Annotated in this window: 14 protein-coding genes; 12 read left to right on the top strand and 2 right to left on the bottom strand. The window is 70.4% G+C overall.

Annotated features, from left to right (window positions below; all coding sequences use genetic code 11):
* Positions 1-67 precede the first annotated feature (67 nt).
* From AB0I69_RS25310 to AB0I69_RS25275, 8 genes are all read left to right on the top strand, one after another.
* On the top strand, positions 68-454 hold the full coding sequence (locus AB0I69_RS25310; protein ID WP_363097961.1) for a GntR family transcriptional regulator: 387 nt from the start codon (positions 68-70) through the stop codon (positions 452-454).
* Positions 451-1,341, top strand: a complete 891-nt coding sequence (locus tag AB0I69_RS25305; RefSeq protein WP_363097960.1) for an ABC transporter ATP-binding protein — start codon at positions 451-453, stop codon at positions 1,339-1,341. The genes AB0I69_RS25310 and AB0I69_RS25305 overlap by 4 nt, the downstream gene beginning before the upstream one ends.
* Positions 1,338-2,366, top strand: coding sequence for an ABC transporter permease (locus AB0I69_RS25300; protein ID WP_363097959.1), 1,029 nt, complete (start codon positions 1,338-1,340; stop codon positions 2,364-2,366). The genes AB0I69_RS25305 and AB0I69_RS25300 overlap by 4 nt, the downstream gene beginning before the upstream one ends.
* On the top strand, positions 2,363-3,118 hold the full coding sequence (locus AB0I69_RS25295) for a hypothetical protein (RefSeq protein WP_363097958.1): 756 nt from the start codon (positions 2,363-2,365) through the stop codon (positions 3,116-3,118). Before AB0I69_RS25300 ends, AB0I69_RS25295 begins: the two co-directional genes overlap by 4 nt.
* A complete protein-coding gene (locus tag AB0I69_RS25290; RefSeq protein ID WP_363097957.1) occupies positions 3,115-4,071 on the top strand; it encodes a hypothetical protein in 957 nt (318 codons plus the stop codon). The genes AB0I69_RS25295 and AB0I69_RS25290 overlap by 4 nt, the downstream gene beginning before the upstream one ends.
* 139 nt (positions 4,072-4,210) lie before the next feature.
* Positions 4,211-6,580, top strand: coding sequence for an RNA degradosome polyphosphate kinase (locus AB0I69_RS25285; protein WP_363097956.1), 2,370 nt, complete (start codon positions 4,211-4,213; stop codon positions 6,578-6,580).
* Positions 6,561-7,691: a CHAD domain-containing protein gene (locus AB0I69_RS25280; protein ID WP_363097955.1), complete on the top strand. Its 1,131-nt coding sequence runs from the start codon at positions 6,561-6,563 to the stop codon at positions 7,689-7,691. Before AB0I69_RS25285 ends, AB0I69_RS25280 begins: the two co-directional genes overlap by 20 nt.
* A gap of 167 nt (positions 7,692-7,858) precedes the next feature.
* On the top strand, positions 7,859-8,287 hold the full coding sequence (locus tag AB0I69_RS25275; RefSeq protein WP_363097954.1) for a hypothetical protein: 429 nt from the start codon (positions 7,859-7,861) through the stop codon (positions 8,285-8,287).
* Positions 8,288-8,295: 8 nt separating this feature from the next.
* Here AB0I69_RS25275 and AB0I69_RS25270 read toward each other — a convergent pair whose 3' ends face one another.
* Both AB0I69_RS25270 and AB0I69_RS25265 read right to left on the bottom strand, forming a co-directional pair.
* Complete coding sequence (locus AB0I69_RS25270; RefSeq protein ID WP_363097953.1) at positions 8,296-9,270, bottom strand: winged helix-turn-helix domain-containing protein; 975 nt, start codon at positions 9,268-9,270, stop codon at positions 8,296-8,298.
* Between the two features lie 162 nt (positions 9,271-9,432).
* A complete protein-coding gene (locus AB0I69_RS25265) occupies positions 9,433-9,867 on the bottom strand; it encodes an NUDIX hydrolase (RefSeq protein ID WP_363097952.1) in 435 nt (144 codons plus the stop codon).
* A 109-nt stretch (positions 9,868-9,976) separates the two neighbouring features.
* Here AB0I69_RS25265 and AB0I69_RS25260 point away from each other — a divergent pair, with 109 nt between their 5' ends.
* The 4 genes from AB0I69_RS25260 to pstA all read left to right on the top strand — a co-directional run bounded on the left by AB0I69_RS25260 (position 9,977) and on the right by pstA (position 13,697).
* Positions 9,977-10,171 (top strand): hypothetical protein, encoded by a 195-nt coding sequence (locus AB0I69_RS25260; protein WP_363097951.1) that lies wholly within the window; start codon positions 9,977-9,979, stop codon positions 10,169-10,171.
* 224 nt (positions 10,172-10,395) lie between these two features.
* Positions 10,396-11,523, top strand: coding sequence for a phosphate ABC transporter substrate-binding protein PstS (gene pstS, locus AB0I69_RS25255; protein ID WP_363097950.1), 1,128 nt, complete (start codon positions 10,396-10,398; stop codon positions 11,521-11,523).
* A 108-nt stretch (positions 11,524-11,631) separates the two neighbouring features.
* Positions 11,632-12,639: a phosphate ABC transporter permease subunit PstC gene (pstC, locus tag AB0I69_RS25250; protein WP_363097949.1), complete on the top strand. Its 1,008-nt coding sequence runs from the start codon at positions 11,632-11,634 to the stop codon at positions 12,637-12,639.
* Positions 12,636-13,697: a phosphate ABC transporter permease PstA gene (gene pstA / locus AB0I69_RS25245; protein WP_363097948.1), complete on the top strand. Its 1,062-nt coding sequence runs from the start codon at positions 12,636-12,638 to the stop codon at positions 13,695-13,697. Before pstC ends, pstA begins: the two co-directional genes overlap by 4 nt.
* The last annotated feature ends 6 nt before the right edge of the window (positions 13,698-13,703 follow it).

Raw genomic sequence — 13,703 nt, 5'->3', positions numbered from 1 at the left:
TTGACTTTCTCAGCCTCCTTCCAACACCCTTTCACTACTCAATTAGTGAAAGGGTGGTGGAACCCCAGTGGTCGAGTACCGCATCGACCGGCACAGCGGCGTGGCCACCTATGTCCAGATCGTCCAGCAGACCAAGCAGGCCCTGCGCCTGGGAATGCTGGAGCCCGGCGACAAGCTGCCGACGGCCCGCGAGGTCGTCGAGGCCACCGCCATCAACCCGAACACCGTGCTCAAGGCCTACCGCGAGCTGGAACGCGAGGGGCTGGTCGAGGCCCGCCGCGGCATCGGCACCTTCGTCCGCCGCGGCCTGAGCACCACCCCCGCCGACTCGCCCCTGCGCACCGAACTCGACGACTGGGCGGAACGCGCCCGGGCCTCCGGATTAGGGCGGGACGACGTCGCCGCACTCTTCACCGCCGTACTCGACAAGCACTTCCAAGGAGAACCTTCATGACAGGCACCGCCGCGATAGAGGCCGCCGCGCTCGGCAAGCGGTTCGGCCGGCGGGGAGGGTGGGCTCTTCGGGACTGCGCCTTCCGGTTGCCCGCGGGGCGGGTCTGCGCGGTCGTCGGCCCCAACGGCGCGGGCAAGTCCACGCTCCTGGCCCTCGCCGCCGGACTGCTGGCCCCCACCGAGGGCGCGATAGCCGTCCTCGGTGACCGTCCGGGCGCCGCCCGCGAACGGGTCGCCTACGTCGCCCAGGACAAGCCGCTCTACCCCCAGCTCACGGTCGCCGAGACGCTCCGCATGGGCGCCGACCTCAACACCGACCGCTGGGACGCCTCCGTCGCCGAGCGCATCGTGGCCGACGGCGACCTGAACCCGAAGTCCGCCATCCGCACCCTCTCCGGCGGCCAGCGCACCCGCGTCGCCCTCGCCCTCGCGCTGGCCAAACGGCCCGAACTGCTGCTCCTGGACGAGCCGATGGCCGACCTGGACCCGCTGGCCCGGCACGAGATGATGGGCCTCCTCATGGCGCAGGCCGCCGAGTCCGGCAGCACGATCGTGATGTCCTCGCACGTGGTGGCCGAGCTGGAGAACTCCTGCGACCACCTGCTCCTGATCGGCGACGGGCAGGTCCGTCTCGCCGGAGACATCGACGACCTGCGGGCCGCCCACGCCCTCGTCTCCGCCCCGGCCGACGCGGCCGACCTCACCGCGCACGCGGTCGTCGAGTCCCGCACCACCGGCCGCCAGCTGACCGCGCTGATCCGCCCCACGGCCCCGCTGCCCGACACCTGGCAGGCAGGCACGCCCTCGCTGGAGGAACTGGTCCTCTCCTACCTGCGCAACCCCCAGGCCCCCGCCGCTCCCGCCAAGACCGAGGAGACCGTCGCGTGACCGCCCTCGCCACCCCCGCGCCCCCGGCCGCCGCCCGCCGGTCCGCGACGCCGCACCTGCTCCGCTGGCTGCTCCGCCTGCACCGGCCGGCCCTGCTGGTCTGGGTCGGGCTCGTGATCGTCGTCGGCGCCCTCCTGCTGTGGGTGGGCGGCCCGCTCACCGACGCGTCGGCCGACGCGTGGAAGCAGTACAACGCCTGTTCGTCGGCTTTCCACTGCACCTACGACGCGGGCGCGATCGGCCGCTACAAGGACTGGTACAACTACACGACGATCGCCGTCCTCGCCGTCCCGTTCCTGGTCGCCGCGTGGTCCGGCGCCGCGCTGGTCAGCCGCGAACTGGAGCAGGGCACCGCGCAGTTGGCCTGGACCCAGTCGATCTCCCCGGCCCGCTGGCTCGCCTTCAAGCTCGCCGTCCCGGCCGTCCTGGTCACCGTCGGCTCCGGACTCCTGGTCGGCCTGCACCACTGGGCCTGGTCGACGGGCCAGGGCCGTATCGACACGGCCAAGAACTGGTACGACCTGGGGACCTACGCCGCCAACGGCCCGGCCACCGTCGCCGTCGCCCTGGCGGGCCTGGTCAGCGGCGCCTTCTACGGCCTGCGCAAGCGCGAGTCCCTCGTCTCGCTCATCGTCGCGCTGTGCGCCACGGGGCTCGTGTGGAGCGCCCTCGGCATCGCGACACCCCACCTCTGGCCCACGGTCACCAAGATCAGCAGCCTCGACCACAGCCGTCCGGCCGGCTCCGGCATCGTCGTCAACCAGGGCCTCCTCACCTCCACCGGCGCCCGTATCGCCGACCCGCAGTGCGGCCCCGCCACCGACGGGAAGTGCCGGGCCGTCTACGAAAAGCTCGACGCCGTCAGCTACTTCAACGACTACCACCCCCAATCCCACTACTGGCCCCTCCAGTTGGCCGCGACCGCGATCGCCCTCGCCGCCACCGCCGCCCTCACCGTGGTCACGTTCCGTATCCTCAAGCGCCAGACCGGTCCGGCGCCCGTCCGTAAGGCAGCCGCCGTATGACCGCCCTGGCCCTGAGCCCCACCGCCCGACCGCGGCGCGCCGTACTGCGGCTGCACCGACCGGCGTTGACCGTGTGGGGCGCGTTCCTGCTGCTCGCCGTGGGCGCGCTGCTCTGGGTGCACCTGTTCCGGGCGCCCGCCGAACGGCACCCCGTAGACCAGTACTTCGTCCTCACCGACGTCAACAACGTCATGAACTTCCTTGGCGAGATGCTCAGTTACACGTCCATAGCCGTCGCCGCCTGGGCGGGCGCCGCCCTCGTCGGCCGCGAACTGGAGAACGGCACCGCCCGCCTCGCCTGGACCCAGTCCGTCACCCCCGCCCGCTGGCTGACCGCCAAACTCACCGCGGCGGCCCTGCCGCTCGTCGCCGGCACCACCCTGCTGGGCCTGCTCTTCGCCTGGGTCTGGACCGGCGACCAGGACGTCCTGGTCACCAACTGGTCCTGGGACCGCGTCCTCGTCCCGGCCGGCCCGCTCTCCGTGGCCCTGGTCCTCTTCGCCCTGGCCGTCGGCACCCTCGCAGGAGTCGCCCTCGGCCGCGCGCTGCCCGCCCTGGCGGTGGCCGCCGCCGTCACCTACGCGGCGCGCTACTTCTTCGGCCGCAAGTGGGACAACATCTGGCCCGACCGCCACTTCTGGCCGGTCCAGCTCACCGCGACCGCCCTGCTCCTCGCCCTCACCGCACTCGCCCTCGTGGCCGCCTTCGCCCTGCTCGGCCGCCGTACGAACACCACGGGAGCCGCCGTATGACCGCCCTGGCCACCGCCCCGACGGCCCGGCCGCGACCGGCCCGCGCCTGGCGCGCCGTCCTGCGCCTGCACCGGCCCGCCCTGATCCTCTGGGGAGTCTTCGTCGCCGTGGTCTCGGCGGTACTCCTCTGGGCGTACGGCCCGGGAGGGAACGCGGCCAGTGCCGCGTGGCAGAAGAAGTGCACCGCCGACCTCTGCGACTGGGACTACTCGGTCGACGCCTACCACCTCGCCTACCGGTTCAGCGAGGCCGCGATCGACTTCCTGCCGGTCCTCGTCGCCCTCTGGGCGGGCAGCATGCTGATCGGCCGCGAACTGGAGAACGGCACCGCCGAGCTCGTCTGGACCCAGTCGGTCAGCCCGGCCCGCTGGCTGGCGACCAAGCTCACCGCCCCGGCCGCACTGCTCACCGCGGGCACCACCCTGCTCGTCCTGCTGCACCGCCTGCTGTTCGACGCGCACCAGGTGCCGGAGGGCTGGAACTGGTCCGACAACGGCACCTTCGAGACGAACGGGCCGGTCGCCGTCGCGTTCCCGCTGCTCGGCCTCGCCCTCGGCGCCCTCGCGGGTCTGGTCGTACGCCGCGCCGTGGCCGGCCTCGCCATCGCCGGCGTGGCGACGGCGACCGCGAGGAGCCTCGTCCTCTGGGCAAGCCCCCACCTCTGGCCGTGGAAGGTCGACGTCAGAGCCCTGAAGGACGGCTACCCGCCGATGAAGGCGGCCTTCTACGGCGACGAAGGCGTCGTCACCTCCACCGGCGCCCACATCCCCTACCCGTGCAGCGGAGCCGAAAAGGCGTGCCTGGCCGCCCATGACGTCGTCGGCTACTACCGGGAGTACCACCCCTCCTCCCAGTTCTGGCCCCTCCAGCTCACCGAAACCGCCCTGATCCTCACCGTCGCCGCCCTGGCCGTCACCGCCGCCTTCACCCTCCTCCGCCGCCGCACGGCCTGACCGGTTCCCGCCCGCCCGCGGCTCCCAGGCATCCGTTACGTTCGTTTCCGTGCCGTAGACGTCCGGGAGCCGCCCCCCGATATCCCGCACGCCATGTCGCCGTAACCAACGGTTCAGACGGGCTTGCGACGCTCGGCGAATGAAGCCCGTCGTGCCAGAGCCTTCGCCGCCTCACGAGGTGAACGGGGAAAACGGGGACGCTCCGCTCGCCCTCACGCTCCCCACCGCGCTCTCCGACGCGCCCGTATCGCTGGTGGCGCGGAAGAATGGGTCCATGAGCAGCCAGCCCAACGCCCAGGCCCAGGTCCAGCACGCGCAGCCCTCCGTGGGCTCCATAGCCGCGCACCGCCCGCACACGGTGTCGGCGGCGGTCTCCGATCTGGAACCCGACATCGACGCCGACCTCGACGAGTACGAGGAGTCGCCGTACGACGGTCCCCAACTGCCGCAGGGCCGCTTCCTGGACCGGGAGCGCAGCTGGCTCGCGTTCAACGAGCGGGTCCTGGAGCTGGCCGAGGACCCGAACACGCCCCTGCTCGAACGGGCGAACTTCCTCGCGATCTTCGCCAGCAACCTGGACGAGTTCTTCATGGTCCGGGTGGCCGGCCTGAAGCGCCGTATCGCCACCGGTGTCGCCACCCGCTCCGCGTCCGGCCTCCAGCCGCGCGAGGTGCTGGAGATGATCTGGGCGCGCTCGCGCGAGCTGATGGCCCGGCACGCCGCCTGCTACCACGAGGACATCGCCCCCGCGCTCGCGGAGGAGGGCATCCACCTGGTCCGCTGGAACGAGCTGACCGAGAAGGAACAGGCCCGCCTCTTCACCCTCTTCCGGCACCAGATCTTCCCCGTGCTGACCCCGCTGGCCGTCGACCCCGCGCACCCCTTCCCGTACATCTCGGGCCTCTCGCTGAACCTCGCGGTCGTCGTACGGAACCCGGTCACCGGTCACCGCCACTTCGCGCGCGTCAAGGTGCCGCCGCTGCTCTCCCGCTTCCTGGAGTCCTCCCCCGGCCGGTACGTCCCCCTGGAGGACGTCATCGCCGCCCACCTGGAGGAACTCTTCCCTGGCATGGAGATCCTGGAGCACCACGCGTTCCGGCTGACCCGCAACGAGGACCTCGAAGTCGAGGAGGACGACGCCGAGAACCTGCTCCAGGCCCTGGAGAAGGAGCTCATGCGGCGCCGCTTCGGGCCGCCGGTGCGCCTGGAGGTCGAGGAGTCCATCGACCGCGAGGTGCTCGACCTGCTGGTGCGCGAGCTGAAGATCAGCGAGGCCGAGGTGTACCCGCTGCCGGGCCCGCTGGACCTCACCGGCCTGTTCCGGATCGGCGGCCTGGACCGGCCCGAGCTGAAGTACGCCAAGTTCATCGCGGGCACCCACCGCGACCTCGCCGAGGTCGAGTCCGCCTCCGCGCCCGACATCTTCGCCGCCCTGCGCAACCGTGACGTGCTGCTGCACCACCCGTACGACTCGTTCTCCACGTCCGTGCAGCGGTTCCTGGAGCAGGCGGCGAACGACGACGACGTCCTCGCGATCAAGCAGACCCTGTACCGGACTTCGGGCGACTCCCCGATCGTCGACGCGCTGATAGAGGCGGCCGAGGCCGGCAAGCAGGTCCTCGTCCTGGTCGAGATCAAGGCCCGCTTCGACGAGCACGCCAACATCAAGTGGGCGCGCAAGCTGGAGGAGGCCGGCTGCCACGTCGTCTACGGCCTGGTCGGACTCAAGACCCACTGCAAGCTGTCGCTCGTGGTCCGCCAGGAAGGCGACCTGCTGCGCCGCTACAGCCACGTCGGCACCGGCAACTACCACCCGAAGACGGCCCGCCTGTACGAGGACCTCGGCCTGCTGACGGCGGACCCGCAGGTCGGCGCCGACCTCTCGGACCTCTTCAACCGGCTGTCCGGCTACTCGCGCCGCGAGACCTACCGCCGCCTGCTGGTCGCCCCCAAGTCCCTTCGCGACGGCCTCATTTCACGGATCAACAAGGAGGTCCAGCACCACCGTGCCGGACGCCCCGCGTTCATCCGCATCAAGGTCAACTCGATGGTGGACGAGGCGATCATCGACTCGCTCTACCGCGCGTCCCAGGCGGGCGTCCCGGTCGACGTGTGGGTCCGCGGCATCTGCGCGGTACGGCCCGGCGTCCCCGGCCTGTCCGAGAACATCCGCGTACGGTCCATCCTCGGCCGCTTCCTCGAACACTCCCGGGTCTTCGGCTTCGGCAACGGAGGCGAACCCGAGGTGTGGATCGGCAGCGCCGACATGATGCACCGCAACCTCGACCGTCGTATCGAGGCCCTGGTCAGGGTCACCGACCCGGCCCACCGCGCCACGATCAACCGGATGCTGGAAACCGGTATGTCGGACACCACCTCCTCCTGGCACCTGGGCCCGGACGGCGAGTGGACCCGGCACGCGACCGACGCGGAGGGCCAACCCCTGCGCAACGTCCAGGAGATGCTCATAGACGCCCGGAGGCGCCGGCGTGGCACAGCAACACCTTGACCCGACGGACCCGGCCACGGCCAGGCCCTCCCCCGCTCCCGGCCCCGGCCGGGCGGGCGGGGCCCCCACGGGTGACGCCCTCGCGGGCTACCTGCGGGGCCAGGCCACGGAGTTCCTCCGTGCCCTGCGGCTGCACCGGGAGACCGGCAGCGGGCAGAACGGCGCCGAGGAGTCCGTCGACGCGGCGCGCGCCCTGCGCCGCTCGGCCCGCCGCATCAGCGGCAGCCTGCACACCTTCCGCCCCCTGCTCGACGCCGACTGGTCCGAGGAGATGCGCCCCGAACTGGCGTGGCTGTCGGGCACGTTGGCCCTGGAGCACGCCTGCGCGGCCCGGCTGGAGCGGCTGCTGCTGGCCCTGCACCGGCTGTCGGGCTCCACAGCGTTCCCCGCGCAGTCGGCGGCCTCGGCGGTCGGCGGCCGGGTCATCGGCGCGGGCCGGGCCGGCGGCAGCGGACCGATCCCGACACCGACGGCCACCGCCGAGCGCGGCAACCTCACCGTGGGCGCCGCGAAAGCGGGCGCCCTGCTGGAGCGCCAGCTCACCCTGGCCCGGACCCGGGCCCACTCCACCGCCCTCCAGGCCCTCGGCTCCTCCCGCTTCCACGCGGTCGCCGACAAGGTCGCCGTACTGGCCAGCGAGGTGCCCCTGACCCCGGCCGCGGCCCTCGCCGACCTGCGCCCGCTGGCCGCAGCCGCCGGGGAGCGCCTCACGGACGCGGTCACCGCACTGCCCCTGGTCACCGCCGGGCACCCGTACAACGCGGAGGCCCTCATCCACGGCCTCTCCCCCGACACCGCCCCGCACCCCCAGGACGGCCCCTGGCACCAGGTCCGCCTGCTGCTGCGCCTGCACCGCTACGCCATCGAGGTCCTCCACCGGGACGGCGCTCCGACGGACGTACGCCTGCTGACGGCCGGCCAGGCCCTCAATCTGCACCGGGACGCCTCGGAGGCCGCCGCAGCCGCCGCGTCGGCGGCCCGCACCCCGCGCATCGCCCCGGCGACCGCGTACGCGCTCGGAGTACTGCACGCCGACCAGCGCCACGAGGTGGAGGCGGCCCGCTTCGCCTTCCAGCAGTCCTGGCAGAAACAGACGGTGGGCACGCCCTAGCGGAACTCCGCGCTCCCTCCTCTGACCTGGGCTTTTAAGTCCAGGCGACAGAGCATGGCCGCCCGACGTCCACCACGGGCACCCTTCTGCTACTCATCACGCGCGCTGCGTGGCCCACCGAAAAACATGGGGAGAACATGCAGAAGAAGATGCGTAGGTTCACCACAGTGGCAGCTGCGACCCTGCTCGCGGGATCGGCCGTCATCGGTTTCTCAGGCGTGGCCAACGCGGCCATCGTCTCCAGTTGCAGCCAGGGCGTGTGCGAGGTGTACGAGGACATGGGCAGCGGTTACTGCCAGGCCCTCATCAACCAGACGGACGCGAACGAGAACTACTACCTGTACGGGAACTTCGCCGGCGGCTTCTATGAGAACCAGAACGCCGGGTACACCTGCGATTTCTGGATGGAACGGAACGTCAACAGCACGGGGTGGTACCAGGTCGGCAGCACCACGGCCATCGCGCCGAGCGGAGTCGTCCAGACCCCCAACATCTGGAACGGTTCCGGCTACCAGGCCAGAATCTGCTTCCGGTTCAACTGGGGATCGTCACTCGGAGCCGCGCACTGCAGCCCGCCCGTCTCGATCGGCGTCTGACGACTCGTTCATCTCGTGGCGGCGCGCAGTAAGGACGCGCCAAGAGGTGTGAGGGTGTGCAGGACCATCGGACCGTGCCGGTGGCTGCTGATCAGGCCCGCGTCCCGCAGGGCGGTCGTGTGCTGGCTGGCGGCCGGCGCCGAGACCCCGGCCGCGCGTGCGAGTTCCCCGGTGGTGGCCCCGGCCGCCGTGGCTCGCAGCACCAGGGCGCGGGTCCGTCCCAGCAGTGCGGTGAGGGGGGCGGCGGTACCGGTGGGGGCGGGGTGCTCGTGGAGCAGGGGGTAGACGAGAACTGGCGGAAGCAGGGGATCCGCCAGCGCGATCGGCCATCCCCAGCAGAAGTACGACGGCACGAGCAGCAGCCCGCGTCCGCCGAGGTGGAGGTCGCAGTCATCGGCGGGATATTCGACGTGGAGTACGGGGGCCTGCCATCGCATGGTGGGTCCGAGGTCGCCCAGAAGCGCCTCCGTGCCGCCGTGCAGAAGTGCGCGGGCCCGGATCGACCGCTCGGCGTCGATCCGGGCCTGGGCGCGTTCGCCGTAGGGCGCGATGGCCGTGTCGTAGTACCGCCGCAGGCAGTCGGCTATGTCTTCGCGTACGTCGCGTTCCACCAGGCGCTCCGCCCAGGAGGGTGCGGTCGTGATGTCCGCGAAGTGCCTCACTTCGCGCCGGATGCGGTCCGGCGGGGTCTCCACGATGGCCGTGAGTCCCGCGTCGAGGCCGTCCGCCGCCTCGGCGGGATTGAGGAAGTCCGGGTAATACGTGGCTCTGGGGAACAACGGTATGAGCGTGGTGCGCACGATGCGGTCCAGCCCGGTCTCGGCCAGCCGCTGCCTGGTGTCCCGGTACCAGTCGGCGTACGCCCACCGCCCCTGCCGGGTCTGGAACCGGCACAGGCTCAGCCCGATCTCCCACAGGGGATCCGGCTCGGCCGCCATTCGGGTACGCGCCAGGTCCGCGTCGGTGAAATGGATACGGAGCATCAGATTCCCCTCCGACCTGGTCTTTGACGGCCAGTGGAATCAGCATGCTCATGCCCGGGTGGGACTGGCAGGCTGCTTTACGGGCCATTGGCCCGCCCCGCACCCGGACAAGAGGGAGTCGTACGGTTCGCCGCCACGGACGGCGTTCTTGTCGCTCCGGCGTCAAAGCCCCCTCATGCCCTCGTCCGTGCCGATGGCGATGAGCGCGAGGGAGATCATGCTCCGATCCATCTCCCGTGTGAGGCGATCACGGGCTTCGTCCGGCGAGAGCCAGACGAGATCGCTGACCTCCTCGTTGGGCTGGAACGCTCCCCCGGTTGCCTCCGCCGCCCAGTAGCGGACCTCTTTGGGCCGACCCTGATGGTCGATGTACCGAGCCGAGGGGAGCCCCGTCCCCAAGCGGCACGTGTGACCGGTCTCCTCCAGCACCTCACGCCGAGCCGCCTCTTCGGAGGTCTCACCTCGCTTGAGCTTCCCCTTGGGCCAGGACCAGTCGGCCCACTTGGGCCGGTAGACCAGCGCGAGTTCCACCCTGCCGTCGGACGAGCGGCGCCACAGCACGCAACCCGCCGCACGAACCGGAGATTCACATCCCATGACCCCTATGTTCCCGCGCTGCCGCTGATTGACCTCTGACCTGCCGCACCCGGCGCGAGGTCGCGAAGGAGACCGGCACACGGCTACTACCGGTGCCGCACCGCCCACCGTGCGTTACCTTACGAACGAGCGGCCGGAGCGAGTCCGTGACCGGGCGGCCGAGGCCGGCGAGGGCGGTTTCACACCGAACACCGAGGTGGACCGCACCCTGCGGCCCCCTCCGACGGCCGCCCGCAACCGCCTCACCCAGCCGAGGGACGGCACCCTCGTGGACACCCTGCGGACCGCGCTACACCTGGCATAGTCCGGAATCAGCCCGTGTCCTCGACGTGAGCGTTCCGTGACCTAACCGCACCGCCCACAGGGGTTCACCCTCCGTTCACTTATGCCCATAGGCGCCTTCACCTGTTCTGCCTAATTTCGGCCTTACGCGATGCGAGCCGCGACCTGGGGGTCGCCACCCGCGTCACCCCGTCTTCGCACGCCGCCGTAATTCAGGACGGCGGCTCTCGGAAGGAAATCCCTCAAGTGAAGCTTCAGCGCATGAACCGGCGGGCCCTCACCCTCGGTGCTCTCGCCGTCTCCGGCGCCCTGGCCCTCACGGCGTGCGGCTCGGACGACAACGGCACGGCGACCGGCAACAGCTCCACGTCGGCCAACGCCAACTCCGCCAGCTGCGGCACCGCGAAGAAGGGCCAGCAGCTGCTGGCCGACGGCTCGTCCGCGCAGAAGAACGCGATCGACGCGTGGGTCAAGGCGTTCAGCCAGGCCTGTGGCGTCCAGATCAACTACAAGGGCGGCGGCTCCGGCGCCGGTGTCACCTCCTTCAACCAGGGTCAGCTGGCCTTCGCCGGTTCCGACTCCGCGCTGAAGCCCGAAGAGGTCACCGCCTCCAAGCAGGTCTGCTCCGGCGGCCAGGGCATCGACCTCCCGATGGTCGGCGGCCCGATCGCGCTCGGCTACAACGTCCCGGGTGTCGACAACCTGGTCCTGGACGCCCCGACGCTCGCCAAGATCTTCGACAGCAAGATCACCAAGTGGAACGACCCGGCCATCAAGGCGCTGAACAAGTCCGCCACGCTGCCCGACCTCAAGATCCAGGCGTTCCACCGCTCGGACGAGTCCGGCACCACGGACAACTTCACCAAGTACCTGATCGCCACCACCCCGGACAACTGGAAGTACACCGGCGGCAAGGCCTGGCAGGCCAAGGGCGGCCAGTCCGCGGCCGGCTCCGCGGGCGTCGCCCAGCAGGTCAAGGCGACCTCGGGTGCCATCGGCTACTTCGAGCTCTCGTACGTCGCCGACGGCGTCAAGGCCGTCAGCATCAACACCGGCGCCTCGGCCCCGGTCGCGCCCAGCACCGACAGCGCCACCAAGGACATCGCCGCCGCCCAGGTCGTGGGCACCGGCTCCGACCTGACGCTGAAGCTGGACTACAAGACCAAGGCCGAGGGCGCGTACCCGATCACCCTGGTGACGTACGAGATCGTCTGCGACAAGGGCAACAAGGCCGACACGCTGCCCGCCACGAAGGCGTTCCTCACCTACATCGCCAGCGCGGACGGCCAGAAGGTCCTCTCCACCATCGACTACGCGCCGATCCCCGACGCGATCATCGCCAAGGTTCGCAGCACCATCGCGAGCATCAGCTAGTCCGAGTGTGCGGCCGGGTCCCGCGTCAGGGACCCGGCCGCACCGTCCGGTGCACCGCCGCCACGGACCGCACACAGCACGTGTGGACCCGCAGACCGGAGAAACCCGATGGATATATCGACGAAGAACCCTGAAGAAGCACCTCCCCCCACCCCCTCACCCGCCGCCGTGCAGAAGCGCACAGCCCGCAGCGCCACCCGACCCGGTGACCGGATCTTCCTCGGTCTCTCCCGTGGGTCGGGCATCCTGCTGTTGGTGATCATGGCCGCCATCGCGGTCTTCCTCACCTATCGCGCCTCGCTCGCGATCAGCAAGGACCACGCGAACTTCCTCACCACCTTCGAGTGGAACACCAACCTGCTGCCGCCGAAGTTCGGCATCGCCGTCCTGGCGTTCGGCACCGTGGTGTCCTCGATCATCGCCATGGTCATCGCGGTCCCGGTCGCGGTCGCCATCGCCCTCTTCACCACGCACTACGCCCCGCGCAAGCTCCGCGGCCCGGTCTCCTACGTGATCGACCTGCTGGCCGCCGTACCGTCCATCGTGTACGGCCTGTGGGGCGCCCTGATCCTCGTACCGCACATGGTCGGGCTCTTCGGCTGGCTCAACGACTACTTCGGCTGGACCGGGATCTTCTCCTGGGACGGCGGCGCGCCCCGCTCGATGCTCACCGTCGGCATCCTGCTCGCGATCATGATCCTGCCGATCATCACCAACGTGAGCCGCGAGGTCTTCAAGCAGGCCCCGCAGATGATCGAAGAGGCGGCCCTCGCCCTCGGCGCCACCCGCTGGGAGGTCATCCGCATGGCGGTGATCCCCTTCGGCCGCTCCGGTGTGATCTCCGCCTCGATGCTCGGCCTCGGCCGCGCGCTCGGCGAGACGATGGCCGTCGCCACCGTGCTCTCCCCGGACTTCATCATCCACGGCAGCCTGCTCAACCCGGGCGGCGGCACCTTCGCCCAGAACATCGCCAGCAAGTTCAGCGAGGCGTCGCAGGACGGCCGGGACGCGCTCATCGCGTCCGGTCTCGTCCTGTTCGTCATCACCCTGCTGGTCAACGGCGCGGCCCGGCTCATCATCGCCCGCCGCGCGGAGTACTCGGGGGCCAACGCATGAGCAACGCAGCCGTAGCGGCAAAGCCCGCGAGCACCCTGCAGGGTGCCACCCTCCCGAAGTGGTCGCCGTACGCGATCGCCGGCGGGTCGATCGTCCTGGCCGTCCTCATCGGACTGGTCGGCAGCCTCGACAGCAAGATCCAGTGGGGCCTGATCGCGGCGATCCTCTTCGTCGTCGGTACGTTCGTCATCGCCTCCCGCGTCGAGGGCACCCGCCAGGCCAAGGACCGGATCGCGACCAGCCTGGTCTGGGTCGCGTTCCTCCTCGCCGTCGTCCCGCTCGTCTCCCTTCTCTGGACGACGATCTCGCGCGGTGTGAAGGTCCTCGACGTCTACTTCCTGACCCACTCGATGGGTGTGGTCGCCGACACCGAGCCCGGCGGCGGTATCTACCACGCCATCATCGGCAGCCTGGAGCAGGTCGGCCTCGCCACCCTGATCGGCGCCCCGATCGGTGTCCTCACCGCGATCTACCTGGTCGAGTACGGAAGCGGCGCCCTCTCCAAGTGGGTCACGTTCTTCGTGGACGTCATGACGGGCATCCCGTCGATCGTCGCGGGTCTGTTCATCCTGTCCCTCATGCTCATGTGGGACATGCAGCCCTTCGGCTTCGCCGGCTCGATGGCCCTGGCGATCCTGATGATGCCGGTCGTGGTCCGCTCCACCGAGGAGATGCTGAAGCTCGTACCGAACGAGCTGCGCGAGGCATCGCTGGCCCTCGGCATCCCGAAGTGGCGCACGATCCTCAAGGTCGTCCTCCCCACCGCGATCGGCGGCATCACCACCGGCATCATGCTGGCGGTCGCCCGTATCGCCGGTGAGACCGCGCCCGTCCTGCTGCTGGTGTTCGGCAACCCGTTCATCAACAACGACCCGTTCCACGGGGCGCAGGCGTCGCTTCCGCTGTACATCTACCAGCAGTTCGCGCAGAGCGCGGGCGCCGGTGCGGCCTACGACCGTGCCTGGGCGGCCTCGCTCAGCCTGATCGCCTTCGTGATGATCCTCAACCTGGTGGCTCGCGGCATCGCCCGCTGGAAGGCCCCCAAGTCCGGTCGCTGACGCGAC

The organism is Streptomyces sp. NPDC050508, assembly GCF_040655155.1.
GTDB lineage: Bacteria > Actinomycetota > Actinomycetes > Streptomycetales > Streptomycetaceae > Streptomyces.
This window is presented reverse-complemented; position numbering and strand designations above follow the sequence as displayed.

Bases quoted from the DNA above. Each gene is read 5' to 3' on its own strand.
- AB0I69_RS25305 (WP_363097960.1), top strand. From the start codon at position 451: ATGACAGGCACCGCCGCGATAGAGGCCGCCGCGCTCGGCAAGCGGTTC.
- AB0I69_RS25295 (WP_363097958.1), top strand. From the start codon at position 2,363: ATGACCGCCCTGGCCCTGAGCCCCACCGCCCGACCGCGGCGCGCCGTA.
- AB0I69_RS25290 (WP_363097957.1), top strand. From the start codon at position 3,115: ATGACCGCCCTGGCCACCGCCCCGACGGCCCGGCCGCGACCGGCCCGC.
- AB0I69_RS25285 (WP_363097956.1), top strand. From the start codon at position 4,211: ATGAAGCCCGTCGTGCCAGAGCCTTCGCCGCCTCACGAGGTGAACGGG.
- AB0I69_RS25270 (WP_363097953.1), bottom strand. From the start codon at position 9,270: ATGCTCCGTATCCATTTCACCGACGCGGACCTGGCGCGTACCCGAATG.
- AB0I69_RS25265 (WP_363097952.1), bottom strand. From the start codon at position 9,867: ATGGGATGTGAATCTCCGGTTCGTGCGGCGGGTTGCGTGCTGTGGCGC.
- pstC (WP_363097949.1), top strand. From the start codon at position 11,632: ATGGATATATCGACGAAGAACCCTGAAGAAGCACCTCCCCCCACCCCC.
- pstA (WP_363097948.1), top strand. From the start codon at position 12,636: ATGAGCAACGCAGCCGTAGCGGCAAAGCCCGCGAGCACCCTGCAGGGT.